Raw genomic sequence first — 16,573 nt, 5'->3', positions numbered from 1 at the left:
TGAACGTGTCAAAAACCTTCGCTCAAAATCGACGGCTCGCGCCGGGACTTGCAATCGCGGTTTGGGCAGACACGGCAATTTGGCCCGACCTGAGTGACCGGCACCCCGTCTGACGGGTCCCTGACCGGGCGCACCACCATGACCGAGCGATAGGCCGGGTCCTGATCGTATCCCGACACTGCATGCGGCCACGCATAAGCGACGCATTCGAACACGGCCGAGGACCTGCCGGTCAGGATGACCTGCTTGCGCACCGGCACCAGCGGACGGCTGAGGGCCGTAAACAGCGGCCAAAGCGGGCAGACATCGCCGTGTCGGGGCAAGGTAAACCCCTGAATCGGCTTGAGAAACAGGATGCTTCCGGACGCGTCGCACAGCACCATGCCGACCGGTTGTGACAGGATACCATTCGGCAGAAAGGCCAGGCGCCTGAGGACGGTGGCAAAATCAACCGAGAACCGCTGCGCCAGTTCGATGGGGTTCGGATCACCCTGCTGAACAACCGCTTTGACGGCCTCCAGCGGCAGCGCCTGCGCGTCTGCGCGATAGATCCTGAGAACTTCGCGCGCGACGGTGCGCGCCGCCGAGGTATTGAGCCCGCTCAGGTCAACCGCGTCCACATCACCCCCGTCTTCCAGTTCGGAAATCGTGTAGGCGCGGGCTTCAAAGAAGGCTTCGACCTCTTCCAGGGGAACGGCACGTGGATCAACCGCCGAGTCGCTCTCGTCGAGGAAGGTCACCAGCGCCTTGGAACTGCCTGCCAGCCGTTCGGCATCCTGATGCAGGTTCTTGTGGAAACGCTCGCGCCATTCGGCCTCGATATCTTGGGTATCCGCAAGGATCGCGGCGGTCGAGCGTATGGCTGCGGCGGTTGACAGAACCTCGTGCATCGACGCGGCCAGTTGCGGGTCGTGCGTAAGGCGGTCGGACAGGGTTTCGACGTTCCGCTCCAAAGACACGACACGGCGATGCATTTGCGCCAGAACACCGGCCCAGCCGGGAAAACGCCCGGCGAATTCCTCGAGCCCGTCAACCTCGGCCTTCTGTCCGACCGCATCCTCGGCCGCCTCGCGCAGGGCGGAAACCAGAGTTGCCTCGATCCCCTGTGTCAGGACCGAAGGTTCAACGCCCAGCGCCGCCGCGATATCGACCAGCAATTTGCCCCCGATCCTGCGGCGATTGTGTTCGATCAGGTTCAGATAAGACGCCGATATTCCGGCCCGCCGCGCCAGTTCCGCCTGCCGCAGCCCGGCAATTTGCCGTCTTTCGCGAATGCGACTGCCTGTCAACGTGTCGCGCATGTTTACTTTCCCTGAATTCAGACCCGTCGAAGTTCACGTTTGTTTTCAGATTATAGCATCTTTTTTCATAGGTTAATCATTTCTTTTCAGCTGGAATTTACAACGTTCACAATCTGACGCAAACCAAAGCATCCGTTTCGGGCGTCAATCTGGCGCAAGACACCGCATCCCCCTTCATTTCCGCGCGCTTTCCCGGCACCATACACGCATGAGCGACCCCGCCTTTGAATATGCGCCGATCGGGCTTGTTGAGCTGGAAAACAGGATCATCCGGCGCTGTAACCTGCAATTTGCCCGCACCTTTGGCGGAGAAGAAAACGACTATCGCAACATGCCGCTGTTGCACCTTTACCCTTCGGTCGCGGATTGGGAGAGGATCGGCGAACGCAGCCTGCAAGTGATGCGCGGCACCGGGTATTACACGGATGAGCGCGTCATGCGCCGCCGCAGCGGGGATCTGTTCTGGTGCCGCGCCCGGGGCCGGTCGCTGACGCCCGACGACCCGTTCCGCCACGGTATCTGGAGCTTTTCCGACATATCCGAGGAACGACCGCTGGTTGAGCTGACCATCCGTGAACGCGAAGTGGCCATCCTGTCCTGCCGCGGCCTGTCGGCCAAGGAAATCGGAGCAGAGCTGGGCCTGAGTTACCGCACAATCGAGGCTTACCGCGCCCGTTTGCTTGAAAAATTCGGCGCGCGAAAGCTGTCTGAACTGGTCGCCAAATTATCGGGGATGCCCCTGTGACCTGTCCGACCCTTTGAAATACGCGTGGAACGCATGACAGATGGTGCGAGTCGGCGCTTTTCATGCACCGCCGCTTAGCCTATAACCCTGCGTAATTTGATCAGAGCCCGCAAGAAACAGACGGGCCAAAGGGGAACCGTCGAGGATACTCATGACAGACACCAAACACGAAGCGGATGTGGCATTCATCAAGGCTCTGGCCGAGTTGCTGCGCGAAAACGATCTGACCGAGTTGCAGGTCAAACGCGAATATGGCGAAGAAGACAGTCTGAACGTGCGCGTCAGCCGTATGACACAGACCGTGGCCGCTCCGGTTCAGATGGCTGTTCCTGCAGCAGCGCCCGCCCCCGTAGCGGCACCGGCTGCGGCCCCCGCGGCGGCCCCTGCTGCCGCCGAAGATCCGGCCAGCCATCCGGGCGCTGTCACCTCGCCTATGGTGGGCACGGTCTATATGCAGCCGGAACCCGGAGCGCCCGCTTTCATTTCCGTCGGCGCGACAGTGTCTGAAGGCGACACGCTGCTGATCGTCGAAGCGATGAAGACCATGAACCACATCCACGCCCCCAAATCGGGCACCATCAAGCGCGTGCTGGTGGGCGATGGCGACGCTGTTGAGTTCGGCACTCCTCTGGTCATCATCGAGTAAGGCGGGCCCATGTTCGACAAGATCCTGATTGCCAACCGAGGCGAGATCGCCCTGCGCGTCATCCGCGCCGCGCGCGAGATGGGGATAAAGACGGTTGCCGTCCACTCCACCGCCGACAGCGACGCGATGCATGTGCGCATGGCGGACGAATCGGTCTGCATCGGCCCCCCGCCCAGCCCGCAAAGCTATCTGTCGGTGCCTGCGATCATTTCGGCCTGTGAGATCACCGGCGCGCAGGCGATCCATCCCGGCTATGGCTTTTTGTCCGAAAACGCCGAGTTCGTTCAGATCGTAGAAGATCATGGCATCACGTTCATTGGCCCCACCGCGGAACATATCCGCGTCATGGGCGACAAGATCACCGCCAAGGACACGATGAAGGCGCTGGGTGTGCCTTGTGTTCCCGGTTCGGACGGTGGCGTTCCCACGCTGGCCGACGCCAAGCGCATCGGTGAGGAATTCGGCTATCCTGTCATCATCAAAGCCACGGCTGGTGGCGGTGGGCGCGGCATGAAAGTCGCGATGAACGCGAAAGAGATGGAAAGCGCCTTCATGACTGCGCGCGCCGAAGGCAAGGCCGCCTTTGGCAATGACGAGGTCTATATCGAGAAATATCTGACCACGCCGCGCCATATCGAGATTCAGGTGTTTGGCGACGGCAAGGGCAATGCGGTGCATCTGGGCGAACGTGACTGTTCGTTGCAGCGCCGTCACCAGAAGGTCTTTGAAGAGGCCCCCGGCCCCTGCATCACCGCCGAAGAGCGCGCCCGGATCGGCAAGATCTGCGCCGACGCAGTGGCCAAGATCAACTATATCGGCGCTGGCACCATCGAGTTCCTGTATGAAAAGGGCGAGTTCTATTTCATCGAGATGAACACCCGCCTGCAGGTGGAACACCCGGTCACCGAAGGGATCTTTGGCGTCGATCTGGTGCGCGAACAAATTTTGGTCGCAGCGGGTGAACCGATGTCATTCGGTCAGGACGATCTGAAGATCAACGGCCATGCCATCGAGGTTCGGATCAACGCGGAAAAGCTGCCGAATTTTTCGCCCTGCCCCGGCAAGATCACGGCCTATCACGCGCCGGGCGGTCTGGGCGTGCGGATGGATTCGGCGCTTTATGACGGCTATTCGATCCCGCCCTATTACGACTCGCTGATTGGCAAGCTGATCGTGCAGGGCCGCGACCGGGCCGAGGCGCTGGCGCGTCTTCAACGCGCGCTGGGAGAGTTGATCGTCGACGGTATCGACACCACCGTGCCCCTGTTCCACGCCCTGTTGCAGGAGCCCGATCTGCACAGCGGCGAGTACAACATCCACTGGCTGGAGCGCTGGCTTGCGGAGAACATGGAAAAATAAGGGCCAAGTGCCAGAGGGCCCGCGCCCTCTGGTCGCCCTGTCACCGGCATGAGCCTGACCCCCGAACTGCTGCTGCACGGGTATTCCATCGGTATCTTCCCGATGGCCGAACACCGCGACGATCCTGAACTGTTCTGGGTTGATCCCAAGTTTCGCGGGATATTTCCGCTGGACGGGTTCCACATCTCGCGCAGTCTGGCCCGCCGCATCCGGAACTGCGGGTTCGAGATTTCAATCAACCAGGATTTTTCCGGCGTTGTTGATGGGTGCGCCGACCGGTCCGACACCTGGATCAACGCGGAACTGCACACCCTTTATCGCCAGCTGCACCAATCCGGTCATGCGCATTCACTGGAAGTCTGGGACGGAGCGGCACTGGTGGGCGGCGTATATGGCGTGACGCTGGGGGCCGCGTTCTTTGGAGAAAGCATGTTTTCGCGCCGCACGGATGCCTCGAAAATCGCGCTCGCCTATCTTGTGGACCGGTTGCGGCAAACCGGCTTTCACCTGTTTGACACGCAGTTCCTGACCGCGCATCTGGCATCCCTTGGGGCGATCGAAATCCCGCGTGGCGCTTACAAGAAAGAACTGGAAGAAGCCCTGAACCAGAGCGCCGACTTTGCTGCGCCGATCACTCAGTCCGCAGAAGGCGTGATACAACGGATGACCCAAACGTCATACCGCGCGTGATCCAGCGCATTCAGCGCCGGAGAGGTCGCGATCATCCAGCCATCAAACAGCTGATCCGCTTTGCCCGTTTCCCAAATGGTCAGATAGGCGAAGGCATCGCCTGTCGGGTTATCCACCGGATACCGGCAATCCCCCAGCGCCACATCCAGCCCGAACACAGCTTCGGTCTGACCTGTCTGCAATTCGATATCAACCGTCTGGCCACTGACTTTGTCGAGCCCGCGCAGCATGGCGCCGGGGCCAGAGTTGACTTTCTGCTGCGCGGCGGCGCCGGTTCCAGCCAGCAACAGGGCAATCAGGGCGGCGCGCATCATTCGCCGCCATCTCCGGCTACGAACTTGACCAGCAGCGAGATCAGGCTGACCGCACCCTGGGTATCCTGAATCTCGTCTCCGGGTTCAAAAAAGAAGGGCGAACCGCCGGGCATGACTTCGACAAAGTTTCCACCCAACAGCCCTTCGGACGAGATCACGATGGCGCTGTCATCGGGTACAAGAACGCCTTCGGCAACAGAGAAAGTCGTGTCGGCACGATAGGTGTCCGGGTTCAGCTTGACCCCGGTAACGGTGCCGATTTTCACACCGGCAAGACGGACATCCGTGCCGACGCCAACCCCTTCCAGCGACCGGAACGAGGCGCCCAACTCATAGCCCGCAGCACCTTGCGACAGGCCGGTCGATTGGCTGGCATAAACACCAAAAGCAAGGGCACCGGCCAATACGACGCCTCCGACAACAACTTCGGTCCAGTTATGGGTCGACATCTTCGCCTCGTTTATTCCGGGCTCCAGGCCTCGTAATCCCTGCGCTCAACCGGCTGGGCCCGCCGAAGCGACCCGGCAGGCGCATAGGCCAGTGCCGTACCTGTCAGGTTCTCCTGATGCGGTTTTTCCCAGGCTTTGTGCGGCAGCGGTTTGTCGGTCGGGGGTTCGTCCCAGGTGCGGTGCAACCAGCCGTGCCATTCCGGGTCAACCCGGCTGGCTTCGGCCTCGCCATTGAAAATCACCCAGCGCCTGCTGTCGTCGGCGGTGCGATAAAACACATTGCCTTCATTGTCTTCGCCCACTTTCACACCCTTGCGCGCCGTATAGAGCTGCGTGTTCAGTGTTGACCCGTTCCACCAGGTCACGGCTCGTAAAAGACTGTTCAGGATTCCCATCGGCTGCCTCCGGCATTTCGGTCGAGAGAAGGTATGGACCAAAGGCTCGCCAAGGTCTAGTGCCCCTTGGGCTTCCAGTGTCACTGCGGCAGGAAGGCGGTCACTTCGATCTCGATCCGGTACTTCGGATCAATCAAACCGCATTCGATCATCGTCGCAGCCGGTGGATTGGCGCCAAACGTCTCGGCCAGAACCGGCCAGCACTGCGCGAACTCATTGCGGTCCGGCAACATGTAGGTGACCCGAACCACATCTTCAAAACCCGCGCCCGCCTCAGCCAGTGCCTTGCCGATGACATCCAGCGCAGACCGGCATTGCGCCACCACGCCCTCGCCCTGCCCGACGGTCCCGGCGACATGAACCCAGCCGCCCGCAACCACTGCACGGCAATAGCCGACTTTCGCCTCAAACTCACCGCCCGAAGAAATGCGCTTCACCGTCATAATCCGTCACCTTTGTTGTTCGAAAGCTTACTTAAGCTCCTGCTGCCTGATTGCGCATGCCTTCGCCTGCAAGCAACGGATCCCCAGCTTCATCTGGCTATAAATATCCCGGGGGAGATGCCCGAAGGGCAGCGGGGGCAGAGCCCCCTGAACCGGTTCAACTGAAGTTCCACCGTCGCGGTAAAAAGCCCGGCCTCAACCCGCCGAGGCCGATTCCTTGGCCGCATCGGCATAGATGAACAGCGGCTGCGCGTCGGACATTACCGCCTCTTCGTTCACCACAACCTCGCTGACGTTTTTCATGCCCGGCAGTTCGAACATGGTATCCAGCAGGATATCCTCGAGAATAGACCGCAAACCACGTGCACCGGTTTTGCGCTCGATGGCTTTCTTGGCAATTGCCTTCAGCGCGTCATCGGTAAAGCCCAGCTCAACATCTTCCAGCTCGAACAGGCGCTGGTATTGCTTGACCAGGGCGTTCTTTGGCTTGGTCAGGATGGTGACCAGTGCTTCCTCGTCCAGATCCTCAAGCGTTGCCAGAACCGGCAGACGACCGACGAATTCGGGGATCAGGCCAAATTTCAGCAGATCTTCAGGTTCCAGATCTTTGAATATCTCGCCCACGCCGCGCTCGTCATTGTCGCGCACATCGGCGCCAAAACCCATGGCCGAGCCCTTGCCGCGTTGCGCAATGATCCTGTCCAGACCCGCAAAAGCGCCGCCGCAGATGAACAGGATGTTCGTGGTGTCCACCTGCAGGAATTCCTGCTGCGGGTGTTTGCGGCCGCCCTGCGGCGGAACGCTGGCCACGGTGCCTTCCATCAGTTTCAGCAGCGCCTGCTGTACGCCTTCACCGGACACGTCGCGTGTGATCGACGGGTTCTCGGATTTGCGGGTGATCTTGTCGACCTCGTCGATATATACGATACCGCGCTGCGCGCGTTCGACATTGTATTCGCTGGCCTGCAACAGCTTGAGAATGATGTTTTCCACATCCTCGCCCACGTAACCGGCTTCGGTCAGCGTGGTGGCATCGGCCATGGTAAAGGGAACATCCAGTATCCGGGCCAGCGTCTGCGCAAGCAGCGTCTTGCCACAGCCGGTGGGGCCGATCAGCAGGATATTGGACTTCGCCAGTTCTATATCATTGCCCGCTTTCTGGGCGTGGTTCAGACGTTTGTAGTGGTTGTGGACCGCGACCGACAGGACGCGTTTTGCGGTGGCTTGACCGATCACATAATCGTCCAGCACCTCACAGATATCCTTGGGCGTCGGAACGCCGTCCGAAGATTTCAGCCCGCTGGCCTTTGTCTCTTCGCGGATGATGTCCATGCAAAGTTCGACACATTCATCACAGATGAAAACGGTCGGGCCTGCGATCAGCTTGCGCACCTCATGCTGGCTTTTGCCGCAGAAGCTGCAGTAGAGCGTGTTTTTCCCGTCACCGCCTGAATTCGTCGCCATGATCTACCTTTCGGGCCTCATCCCAGCACCCCCGGCGGGAATGCGTTTTCGCCTGTTCGTGCAGCTTAGGCCAGCGCTTTGGCCGCTACAATCTCAAAATGGTTCCTGCACCGGTGGTGCAGGCTCCGAAACTCAGACCTCATCCGCGTCCATTTTTGCGCGGTTTTCCACGATCTCGTCGATGTGACCCCATTCCTTGGCCTCTTCCGGGCTCATGAAATTGTCACGGTCCAGCGCTTTTTCAACCGCCTTTTTTGTCTGCCCGGTATGACGCACATAGATATCATAAAGGCGATCCTTGAGCTTTTGCGTCTCGGCTGCGTGGATCATGATATCGCTGGCCTGACCCTGATATCCGCCGCTGGGCTGGTGCACCATGATCCGGCTGTTGGGCAGCGAAAAGCGCATCCCTTTCTCGCCGCCGGCCAGCAGAACCGATCCCATCGAGGCCGCCTGACCGATCACCAACGTGGAACATTTCGGCTTGATATACTGCATTGTATCGTAAATCGACAAACCGCTGGTCACCACGCCACCGGGCGAGTTGATGTAGATCGAGATTTCCTTGTTGGGGTTTTCCGCTTCAAGGTGCAGCAGCTGCGCCACGACCAGATGGCTCATGCCATCGTGAATCGGGCCGTTGATGAAGATGATCCGCTCTTTCAGCAGGCGGGAAAAAATATCATACGCGCGCTCGCCCCGGCTGGTCTGTTCAACGACCATGGGGACAAGCGTATTCATGTAGGTATTTACGGGATCGAACATTCGTAACCTGCCTGTTTTGCTGTGGATCGGGACATTATCCCAACAAGTGTTACCTGAGTCTTAGTGTTGGCTCCGGGGGGCTGCAAGGGGGTGTCGGTGAGAACGCGGAATGAATGTGGACCGCCGTCAATAAGATTGTCACACCTGCCGCTGTTCCGCAGCAGCACCCTATCCGTGATTACGCCCTGCCAAAGGGGCTGCGGGGAAAACGGCTGCGGGTTCCCCTTTTTTCATCACGGTTTTTTGATTCATACATATAGCAATAATTGATCGAAACATGTACTGAAGTGGCTCGCAGGCGACGAGCTTTACGTAACGGAAACTATGCCCGGTCAACGGGTTCACAAGGAACACATTCGATGGCACTTCCACAGCTGTCCCAGGACATGCCGCAACACGACCTGGATCGTATGGTCGATAACGCGACACGCGCGTCCAACTTCCTCAAGGCAATCAGTCACGAAGGCCGGCTGATGATCCTGTGCCACCTGGTGTCCGGTGAGAAATCTGTCACCGAGCTGGAGGAACTGCTGTCCGCCAGACAAGCCGCTGTTTCGCAACAGCTTTCCCGCCTGCGTCTGGAGGGGCTAGTGATACCGCGCAGAGAGGGCAAAACCATCTTTTACCGGTTGGCAGATGATCGCCCGCGCCGGATGCTTGAGGTGGTGTACGAGCTGTTCTGCGGTGACGACAGAGGCTAGCTCTGGCTTGGTGTCGAGAAAGGTGCTACCGAATCCGTATCGAGCACTGAGGAGACATACATGATCCGCGTAATTCTGATTGGCCTGAGCCTGTTTGCACTGACCGCCTGCGAAACCGCCAAAGGCGCGGGCAAAGATATCGAAAAGGCCGGGGATGCAATCCAGAACGCAGCTTCGGACGTGCAGGAAAGCCTGTAATACGCGCTTATCTTGCGGGCAACCCGGACATTAACGCAATATATGGTTGAAGAGTGCGCCCATACGCAGTAGTCTAGCCCTACAGGTGCATAGACGCGGCATTGCATATCTGACACTAAATCGGGGCTCTTTTGCGCACGCAGAAGAGCCCCGTTCCCATTCGGCAGGGGTGAGCGGTAGCCTGTATGAAACCGAATTTCGGCAAAGGAAAAGGCGTCAGGTGCGCAGACGCGGTCTTTGCATGTATCCTTTCGGATACGCCCTGACGCCTTACCGGGTCGACGTACCCCGAGGAGCACTCCGATCCAGTCGCCCCAGCCCCCTGAGAGACTGCAGCCGCCGCTTTGTCCCCTAAGGTCCATCGCGACATGCATTGGCCGTCTGAGAAGATGGCCACCCGACCTGGGTCCAAGACCCATTTCCGGCTGATCACCTACCGGTAAGCCTTTGCAGCTAAACGCAAATCCTAAGATCCGCCCTTCTCTGCTCAGACCCCCTTGGCCTTTGCGTCCCGCCCCGGTTCCGAAGACCCTGTGCGGTGAGATGACTGTTGCACCACGCCCTGCATCCGACAAGAAAATAGCACTGCAGCATGAAAATTAGACGGGGATAAGATGTTGATATCCGGCGGGAGAATTTTGTGGATAACCCCAGAATCCCCGATCCCGCGAAGGGTTGAGGGCGGAAAAAACCGGACGTGACCCCGGCACCCGAAATTCCTGCGATGCTGCGGGTGCAAAGCGCTCCGCGCGGCCCGTTAGGCCAAAATTGTGCGATTTGTACAACGCTCGAACCCCCAATCTTACGAATCGTACAGACGGAGATTCGCCGATGCGCTGCACCATTTCCTATGCCCGCGCCCATCTGGGGCCGCTGATCACCCGCGCCCAGGACCCGCGTGAGGTGATCATCCTGACCCGACACGGCAAGCCGCTGGCCGCGCTGGTCTCGATGACCGAGGCCAACCGGATCTGGCAGTTGCAGGATGACGACGAGATCGGATGGAAGCACCCGCTGTCGGGGCTGCGCGGGATGTGGTCGAAGGGGCGCAACATCCCCGGCATGGAACCGGGACCGGACGGCCGCTATGTCACCGCGCGCGAGACCGCGCTGAAGGTCCGCGAGATCCAGATGACCCGCGCCGAGGAACGCCGCATTCTTGCGCGGGGCGGTCTGGATCCTGTCGCAGGCGGTGAACTGGCCGCCCGGCCTGTCTCCTCACTCTGGAGACGCTGGTTCCGTTTCTGAGAAGCGTTCCGGCCCGGCGGTGATACCAACACCCCCTCCGCCGCAATCCGTGAGCAATGGCGGCTCATACCCCTTAACAACCCGACCGGGCCGGAAACGCTTCGGTTCACCTGACGGGCCGGAACGGGGTCGAAAACAGTCCCGGTGCGCAGGCTACGGAAATCTCTGATCTGATGATCGGCACCCTCCTTTGGGATGCGGGCCGTGGTGGCCTGTGACTGAGATTGGAAGGGCGCGCGGCGGTTGCAACTTGTCTGAAGGAAACTTCATCAAGGGTTTATGCGCGGGAAAGGTGGGCAAGAAGAAAACCCCACCCTGCCCGGTATCGCGCATTGCGTTTTTCCTTCCAACACCGCGCGCCACAACTTAAACAGGGATTTCAAACAACTGCCCTCATCCGGGGCGTCCGATCCAACTTGAAAAGCCCCAGACAGAACATGCGATTTCCAAAACGACAACATCGAGAGTTCAAGAGCGTTGTGCGCAGGTTCCGCAACGAGTTTTCACTGTTCGTGCTGGAACAAAGCCGCGGACAGGTGCTGTGCGGGCCAATGAAGGGGTTTCGCTTTGTCGAAAACGCATTCTGGGGCGGGCACTCGGATACGGCCACGAAAATATTTGGCCTGTATGAGCAGCAGAACCTGAAGGTGCTGAGCAACTCGGACAAGCCGGTGCTGGTGGATATCGGCGCGGCGGACGGCTTTTGGGGCGTCGGGCTGGTGGCCGCCGGGCAGTTTGAAAAAAGCGTGTGCTTTGAGGTTTCAGCAAAAGGCCGGGATGTCATCCGCGAAACGGCGGAACATAACGGCGTGGGCGACCGGGTGACGGTGTTTGGGGATGCGCTGACGGACACGGTTGAAAACATCGCAAGCGTGGCCCCTGACCCGGCGGACATCTTCTTTCTGATCGATATCGAGGGTGTCGAATTCAGCCTGTTGACCGTAGATTTTCTGACGCATTTCCGCAGATCGGAATTCCTGATCGAACTGCACCCCCAGATGGTCGAGGATGGCGATGCGAAACTGAAAGCGATCGAAGCGTTCTGCGCCGGGTATTTTGATATCACCTATGTGGACGGAAGCGTGCGCGACACGTCCGAGATGGATGAGATTATCCGGTTGGGGGATGATTTCAAATGGCCGATCCTGTCCGAGGGGCGTGGTTTCCCGATGCAATGGTTGCATTTGGTGCCGCGCGGGTGAGGTGCGGGTCAGACGGTTGACCCGCAGACCCGAGGGCCGCGAACGGCCAAAGCCCCAAGGACGCAAGCGCAGATACAACCGCCCAACCAACCCCACCCCGTAGGGCGGGCTTCAGCCCGCCACCGGACACAGCCTGTCCATGTGCGTTGGTTTGGGGGCGGGGATATGGGCGAGTGGCGGATTGGCGGGCTGAAGCCCGCCCTACGACCCTATCGAAACGTCCTGACTAAATAGGCACCGATCTGAAGGACAGTGTAAATCATCCATACACCCAAACCTGCCTCAGCCAACCATAGGGGGTTAAAACCCCAATCAGACCGCGCGACATGGAATGAGTTCAAAAAACTTCCAACAACGAAGAACGAAAGAAATGTCAGTGCTATGGTTACGATGGGTCTGCGTTCCAGCACATTTCGATAAGAAAAATTCATCTTGAGAACCTAACTCGGCAACCCAATGTTGGCCAGACGGTTGATCACCAGAACAGAGGGCAGCGCCGACCCGAGGGGAGGCGCAAACGCGCCGCCCCATGGGGGCGGGTCGGCGCGGCCCGGCGGTGCCGCCGGGCGGATTGATCGCGAACACGAACTACTCTTACGCGGCTGAACTCAAACTGCTTACTTTCAGGCGTCGATCACTCATCAGATTTTTTGGTATACAGCCCTAGCCTGTGAATTTTACCTAAGACTGCATTTCTGCTTAATCCGCCAAGTTCCTTCGCGATCTGCGAGGCAGAATTTCCCTGTTCCCACATCGACTTCAGAGTTTCTACTCTTTCATCAGTCCATTGCTCTGGCAGGCTTCTTCTCGAAGGAGCTCCACCTGCGAAAGCATTCAAAGCATTGGCCTCATTGTCGTTCGAATAAAGCTCGTTGTGCCGCAAAGCGTTTATGACACCTCGACCGATATCCATGCCGTTCTGGCTAATATATGAGTCTAGGTCTGAACGTATCCCCGACAGATCGCGTTCAATTCGGGACAACGCTGTCGAAACAGGATCTTCGCTTGAATGCAACGCTTTGAGGTCAATCGCTACAGAGATTGGGCTTTCGACCTGCTTTGAAGGATCCTCAACAAAGACTTTCGCCTGCTGCGCCAATTCTGACTCGGCTTTTCTCGCACCGCTTAAGTCGAGTGAATACAAAATTGTTCGAGAACCTGTAACGTCAAAAGGAATGTCTTGACTGGAATGCATCATGTGAATGAATGGCTTACCAATAAGATGCCGTATAGCCAACTCGTAGAACACATTTGCGTTTTGATGAGTTAGAACAGCAACCACCAAGTCTACGGAAACAATCCGTTCTACAATTTGAGAGGTTATCAGGCCGCTTTCGTCAATCTTGTCGGCCCTACTAATTTTATATCCAAGTGGTTCCAAAGCCGGCTTTATTACAAAATCGTAAAGTTGGTCCGCTTCAATTCGTACGTCGCTACCCTCACTACCGATCGGTGAGATGACAAAACAATCCATAAAACACCTCAGTCGCAGATTTCTTACGGCCTTATACGGATACCTCGATCAAAGGGAAACACTACACGGTTGTGTCAATCCTATCCGAAAACGACAGTATAGCGCTTAAGACGTCAGTAAGTTTTGAAGCCCTTAGCTATCCATCTTCAACGCTGAGATGAATGCCTCCTGCGGGATATCCACCTTCCCGAACTGACGCATCTTTTTCTTACCCGCCTTCTGCTTGTCCAGCAGCTTGCGTTTCCGCGTGGCGTCGCCTCCGTAGCACTTCGCGGTCACATCCTTGCGCAGGGCCGAGAGGGTCTCGCGCGCGATGACCTTGCCTCCGATGGCGGCCTGAATCGGGATTTTGAACATGTGGCGCGGGATCAGGTCCTTGAGCTTTTCGCACATCGCGCGGCCCCGCATCTCGGCCCGGTCGCGGTGAACCATGGTCGACAGCGCATCGACCGGTTCGTCATTCACAAGGATCGACATCTTGACCAGCGCGTCCTGACGGTAGCCGGTCATCTGGTAGTCGAAGCTGGCATAGCCCTTGGTCACCGATTTCAGGCGGTCGTAGAAGTCAAAGACAACCTCGTTCAGGGGCAGGTCATAGACGACCATGGCGCGCTGGCCCGCATAGGTCAGGTCCATCTGGATGCCGCGGCGGTCCTGGCAGAGTTTCAGCACGTCGCCGAGATATTCGTCGGGCACCAGAATGGTTGCCTTGATGCGCGGTTCCTCAAGGTGGTCGACCTTGGACAGGTCGGGCATGTCGGCGGGGTTGTGCAGCTCGATCATCTCACCGTCTTTCATGTAGACGTGATAGATCACGCTGGGCGCGGTGGTGATGAGGTCGATATCGTATTCACGCTCGATCCGGTCGCGGATGACCTCGAGGTGCAACAGGCCAAGGAAGCCGCAGCGGAAACCAAAGCCAAGCGCGGCCGAGGTTTCCATTTCATACGAGAATGAGGCGTCGTTCAGCGCCAGCTTTTCGATCGCGTCGCGCAGGTCTTCGAATTCGGCGGAATCCACCGGGAAGAGGCCGCAGAACACCACCGGCTGCGCGGGTTTGAAGCCCGGCAGCGCGACTTCGGTGCCGTTGCGGTCATTGGTGATGGTGTCGCCGACGCGGGTGTCGCGGACCTGCTTGATCGAGGCGGTCAGGAATCCGATCTCGCCCGGGCCGAGGCTGTCGATCATCTGCATTTGCGGGCGGAAGACGCCGACGCGGTCGACATGGTGCAGGGTGCCATTCGACATGAACTTGACCCGCATCCCCTTTTTCAGCGTGCCGTCCATGATGCGGACCAGAACGATGACGCCCAGATAGGCGTCGTACCACGAATCCACCAGCATCGCCTTGAGCGGCGCGTCCAGAGTACCCTGCGGCGCGGGCAGTTTGTGCACGATCGCCTCCAGCGTTTCGTGGATGCCCTGCCCGGTCTTGGCGCTGACCCGGATGGCGTCGCTTGCGTCGATACCGATCACGTCCTCGATCTGCTCGGCCACGCGGTCACAGTCGGACGCGGGCAGGTCGATCTTGTTCAGGACCGGCACGATCTCATGATCGGCGTCGATGGCCTGATACACGTTCGCCAGCGTCTGCGCCTCGACCCCTTGGGTGCTGTCCACAACCAGCAGCGAGCCTTCGACCGCGCGCATCGACCGGCTGACCTCGTAGGCGAAATCCACGTGGCCGGGGGTGTCGATCAGGTTCAGCACATATGTCTCGCCATTCTCGGCGGTATAGTCGATGCGAACCGTGTTGGCCTTGATGGTAATGCCACGCTCGCGCTCGATATCCATGCTGTCGAGTAGCTGTTCCTTCATGTCACGATCCTGCACTGTCCCGGTCTCCTGGATGAGCCGGTCAGCAAGGGTGGATTTGCCATGGTCGATATGCGCGACGATGGAGAAATTGCGGATATGAGCGAGGTCTGTCATGGAGTGGGGATATGTAGAGGAATCGTGGGTTGGTCAATAGAAACGCGACAGAGTTTCGGTGCCTTGTGTCTAGCGCAACGTGATAGCAGACTGGAACGATCAATTTGCTGGGTTCGATACGGCCAGTTTATGTTATGACAACACTGTACAATGAGTTGAAAGAGAAACTTTCGGCGCTGCCAACAAAGGCCGTCAAGACGGTTGCCGCGCGTTCAGCACTACACGCGCTTCCCTATGTTTTCGAGTTATCCGATCAAGGCAGCTACTACATTGACAAATGGTTAATGCTGGCTTGCTTAAGAGCAACTCTTGTTTCCGGTCTGGCTGGGGCAAGACAGACTTCCGAAATCCGTGCTCTTATCCCCGTTGTGAAAGGCAACCTCGAAGCAGTCTCGAGTGAAGAAACTATTGAGGACCATTCAAAAGGTGCTCGTAAAGCCTTTTTCACGATTTATAGTACTACCCTCGACCTTAACAGTTCCGTTTCACTGCTCATGGAGAACCTCACTTCCTATGGTTTTGAGGGTTACACTGAGCGCCTTACAGACACCATTGCGCTCACCGCTGAACCCGAAGAATCCGATAAAGTGTTTTCCACTAATCTGTGGCATGGCGAAGTACCGGAACTGTACGCCAACTTGTCACGGCGGTTTTTCGATCACGCATCGGGAACGCCGTGGGAATTTTGGGCTGTGTGGTACGAAGGGATGTTAAACGGCAAGCCGTTGGACTGGGAGCTTCAGCGGCGGGTAGCATTGATTGATGAAAGTGTTTGGAACACTGGGCCGGAAGCAGTTGCTGAAGAAATCGAAAAGATTCGAGCACGGTGGCAGGTCGAAGTCACACTTGCAGAACTAAACGAAAGCTTCAAAGCACAGTCTCTGTCCCGGCTTGGCATCGGTGGGAACAACCCGCCAAAGGACCAGCAACTGGCTCAGTCCCTCACATTAATTTGGACTGCGACCGAGGAACTCTCAGAAGCGCTCGAACAGGATAATCCGAAACAGGAGCGGATTGAGAAAACACTTAAGAAACTTAAGGCCGCGTATTTGGCGATCACTGAATTGACGATCACTAAGTGGATAGGTCGCAAAGCTGACCTTGCTACGGATACGGCTATCGAAACTGCAATTAAGTGAATTAGTCTCGATGTGATCTGACACCGCCCCCAATTTTTCAAATTGGATTGGGGGCGGTGGTTCCCTTGAAGGGAGATGGTTGTCCGTTTTGATGGTGGTGCCAACCAA

Annotated in this window: 17 protein-coding genes and 1 pseudogene; 9 read left to right on the top strand and 9 right to left on the bottom strand. The window is 58.0% G+C overall.

Going from position 1 to position 16,573, the window contains the following annotated elements:
* Positions 1-8 precede the first annotated feature (8 nt).
* Positions 9-1,301: a helix-turn-helix domain-containing protein gene (locus ACR0AP_RS14920; RefSeq protein ID WP_480507453.1), complete on the bottom strand. Its 1,293-nt coding sequence runs from the start codon at positions 1,299-1,301 to the stop codon at positions 9-11.
* Between the two features lie 208 nt (positions 1,302-1,509).
* On the opposite strand from ACR0AP_RS14920, the gene ACR0AP_RS14915 reads away from it, so the two are divergent.
* From ACR0AP_RS14915 to aat, 4 genes are all read left to right on the top strand, one after another.
* Complete coding sequence (locus ACR0AP_RS14915) at positions 1,510-2,046, top strand: LuxR C-terminal-related transcriptional regulator (protein WP_209505755.1); 537 nt, start codon at positions 1,510-1,512, stop codon at positions 2,044-2,046.
* A gap of 151 nt (positions 2,047-2,197) precedes the next feature.
* Complete coding sequence (gene accB, locus ACR0AP_RS14910) at positions 2,198-2,692, top strand: acetyl-CoA carboxylase biotin carboxyl carrier protein (RefSeq protein WP_480473619.1); 495 nt, start codon at positions 2,198-2,200, stop codon at positions 2,690-2,692.
* A gap of 9 nt (positions 2,693-2,701) precedes the next feature.
* Complete coding sequence (gene accC / locus ACR0AP_RS14905; RefSeq protein ID WP_209505751.1) at positions 2,702-4,051, top strand: acetyl-CoA carboxylase biotin carboxylase subunit; 1,350 nt, start codon at positions 2,702-2,704, stop codon at positions 4,049-4,051.
* Positions 4,052-4,099: 48 nt separating this feature from the next.
* Positions 4,100-4,741, top strand: a complete 642-nt coding sequence (aat, locus tag ACR0AP_RS14900) for a leucyl/phenylalanyl-tRNA--protein transferase (RefSeq protein WP_480507451.1) — start codon at positions 4,100-4,102, stop codon at positions 4,739-4,741.
* Here aat and ACR0AP_RS14895 read toward each other — a convergent pair.
* The 6 genes from ACR0AP_RS14895 to ACR0AP_RS14870 form a co-directional block, all read right to left on the bottom strand.
* Positions 4,687-5,055: a DUF2155 domain-containing protein gene (locus tag ACR0AP_RS14895; RefSeq protein ID WP_480488407.1), complete on the bottom strand. Its 369-nt coding sequence runs from the start codon at positions 5,053-5,055 to the stop codon at positions 4,687-4,689. The two genes, aat and ACR0AP_RS14895, sit on opposite strands and share 55 nt — an antisense overlap.
* Positions 5,052-5,504, bottom strand: a complete 453-nt coding sequence (gene mlaD / locus ACR0AP_RS14890) for an outer membrane lipid asymmetry maintenance protein MlaD (RefSeq protein WP_480507449.1) — start codon at positions 5,502-5,504, stop codon at positions 5,052-5,054. The genes ACR0AP_RS14895 and mlaD overlap by 4 nt, the downstream gene beginning before the upstream one ends.
* A gap of 11 nt (positions 5,505-5,515) precedes the next feature.
* Positions 5,516-5,899 (bottom strand): NADH:ubiquinone oxidoreductase subunit NDUFA12, encoded by a 384-nt coding sequence (locus tag ACR0AP_RS14885; RefSeq protein WP_209505745.1) that lies wholly within the window; start codon positions 5,897-5,899, stop codon positions 5,516-5,518.
* Between the two features lie 80 nt (positions 5,900-5,979).
* Entirely contained in the window at positions 5,980-6,342 is a 363-nt protein-coding gene (locus tag ACR0AP_RS14880; RefSeq protein WP_480507447.1) for a RidA family protein, read from the bottom strand.
* Positions 6,343-6,537: 195 nt separating this feature from the next.
* Complete coding sequence (clpX, locus tag ACR0AP_RS14875) at positions 6,538-7,806, bottom strand: ATP-dependent Clp protease ATP-binding subunit ClpX (protein ID WP_209505741.1); 1,269 nt, start codon at positions 7,804-7,806, stop codon at positions 6,538-6,540.
* 132 nt (positions 7,807-7,938) lie between these two features.
* Positions 7,939-8,571 (bottom strand): ATP-dependent Clp protease proteolytic subunit, encoded by a 633-nt coding sequence (locus tag ACR0AP_RS14870; protein WP_480507445.1) that lies wholly within the window; start codon positions 8,569-8,571, stop codon positions 7,939-7,941.
* Between the two features lie 359 nt (positions 8,572-8,930).
* On the opposite strand from ACR0AP_RS14870, the gene ACR0AP_RS14865 reads away from it, so the two are divergent.
* The 4 genes from ACR0AP_RS14865 to ACR0AP_RS14850 all read left to right on the top strand — a co-directional run bounded on the left by ACR0AP_RS14865 (position 8,931) and on the right by ACR0AP_RS14850 (position 11,920).
* Positions 8,931-9,272, top strand: coding sequence for an ArsR/SmtB family transcription factor (locus tag ACR0AP_RS14865; RefSeq protein WP_209505737.1), 342 nt, complete (start codon positions 8,931-8,933; stop codon positions 9,270-9,272).
* Positions 9,273-9,332: 60 nt separating this feature from the next.
* Entirely contained in the window at positions 9,333-9,470 is a 138-nt protein-coding gene (locus ACR0AP_RS14860) for an entericidin A/B family lipoprotein (RefSeq protein WP_209505735.1), read from the top strand.
* Positions 9,471-10,301: 831 nt separating this feature from the next.
* On the top strand, positions 10,302-10,718 hold the full coding sequence (locus ACR0AP_RS14855) for a type II toxin-antitoxin system Phd/YefM family antitoxin (protein ID WP_480507443.1): 417 nt from the start codon (positions 10,302-10,304) through the stop codon (positions 10,716-10,718).
* Between the two features lie 437 nt (positions 10,719-11,155).
* Positions 11,156-11,920 (top strand): hypothetical protein, encoded by a 765-nt coding sequence (locus ACR0AP_RS14850; RefSeq protein ID WP_480507441.1) that lies wholly within the window; start codon positions 11,156-11,158, stop codon positions 11,918-11,920.
* 658 nt (positions 11,921-12,578) lie between these two features.
* Here the strand turns inward: ACR0AP_RS14850 and ACR0AP_RS14845 are convergent.
* Positions 12,579-12,719: pseudogene (locus tag ACR0AP_RS14845) on the bottom strand (GcrA family cell cycle regulator); the annotation flags it as partial.
* Positions 12,720-13,526: 807 nt separating this feature from the next.
* Positions 13,527-15,326: a translation elongation factor 4 gene (lepA, locus tag ACR0AP_RS14840; protein WP_480507439.1), complete on the bottom strand. Its 1,800-nt coding sequence runs from the start codon at positions 15,324-15,326 to the stop codon at positions 13,527-13,529.
* Between the two features lie 134 nt (positions 15,327-15,460).
* On the opposite strand from lepA, the gene ACR0AP_RS14835 reads away from it, so the two are divergent.
* Positions 15,461-16,465: a hypothetical protein gene (locus ACR0AP_RS14835; RefSeq protein WP_480507437.1), complete on the top strand. Its 1,005-nt coding sequence runs from the start codon at positions 15,461-15,463 to the stop codon at positions 16,463-16,465.
* Positions 16,466-16,573: the final 108 nt, after the last annotated feature.

The sequence above is a fragment of the Ruegeria sp. AF7 genome (assembly GCF_056541885.1).
This window is presented reverse-complemented; position numbering and strand designations above follow the sequence as displayed.

Bases quoted from the DNA above. Each gene is read 5' to 3' on its own strand.
- ACR0AP_RS14920 (WP_480507453.1), bottom strand. From the start codon at position 1,301: ATGCGCGACACGTTGACAGGCAGTCGCATTCGCGAAAGACGGCAAATT.
- ACR0AP_RS14915 (WP_209505755.1), top strand. From the start codon at position 1,510: ATGAGCGACCCCGCCTTTGAATATGCGCCGATCGGGCTTGTTGAGCTG.
- accB (WP_480473619.1), top strand. From the start codon at position 2,198: ATGACAGACACCAAACACGAAGCGGATGTGGCATTCATCAAGGCTCTG.
- accC (WP_209505751.1), top strand. From the start codon at position 2,702: ATGTTCGACAAGATCCTGATTGCCAACCGAGGCGAGATCGCCCTGCGC.
- aat (WP_480507451.1), top strand. From the start codon at position 4,100: ATGAGCCTGACCCCCGAACTGCTGCTGCACGGGTATTCCATCGGTATC.
- ACR0AP_RS14895 (WP_480488407.1), bottom strand. From the start codon at position 5,055: ATGATGCGCGCCGCCCTGATTGCCCTGTTGCTGGCTGGAACCGGCGCC.
- mlaD (WP_480507449.1), bottom strand. From the start codon at position 5,504: ATGTCGACCCATAACTGGACCGAAGTTGTTGTCGGAGGCGTCGTATTG.
- ACR0AP_RS14885 (WP_209505745.1), bottom strand. From the start codon at position 5,899: ATGGGAATCCTGAACAGTCTTTTACGAGCCGTGACCTGGTGGAACGGG.
- ACR0AP_RS14880 (WP_480507447.1), bottom strand. From the start codon at position 6,342: ATGACGGTGAAGCGCATTTCTTCGGGCGGTGAGTTTGAGGCGAAAGTC.
- clpX (WP_209505741.1), bottom strand. From the start codon at position 7,806: ATGGCGACGAATTCAGGCGGTGACGGGAAAAACACGCTCTACTGCAGC.
- ACR0AP_RS14870 (WP_480507445.1), bottom strand. From the start codon at position 8,571: ATGTTCGATCCCGTAAATACCTACATGAATACGCTTGTCCCCATGGTC.
- ACR0AP_RS14865 (WP_209505737.1), top strand. From the start codon at position 8,931: ATGGCACTTCCACAGCTGTCCCAGGACATGCCGCAACACGACCTGGAT.
- ACR0AP_RS14860 (WP_209505735.1), top strand. From the start codon at position 9,333: ATGATCCGCGTAATTCTGATTGGCCTGAGCCTGTTTGCACTGACCGCC.
- ACR0AP_RS14855 (WP_480507443.1), top strand. From the start codon at position 10,302: ATGCGCTGCACCATTTCCTATGCCCGCGCCCATCTGGGGCCGCTGATC.
- ACR0AP_RS14850 (WP_480507441.1), top strand. From the start codon at position 11,156: ATGCGATTTCCAAAACGACAACATCGAGAGTTCAAGAGCGTTGTGCGC.
- lepA (WP_480507439.1), bottom strand. From the start codon at position 15,326: ATGACAGACCTCGCTCATATCCGCAATTTCTCCATCGTCGCGCATATC.
- ACR0AP_RS14835 (WP_480507437.1), top strand. From the start codon at position 15,461: ATGACAACACTGTACAATGAGTTGAAAGAGAAACTTTCGGCGCTGCCA.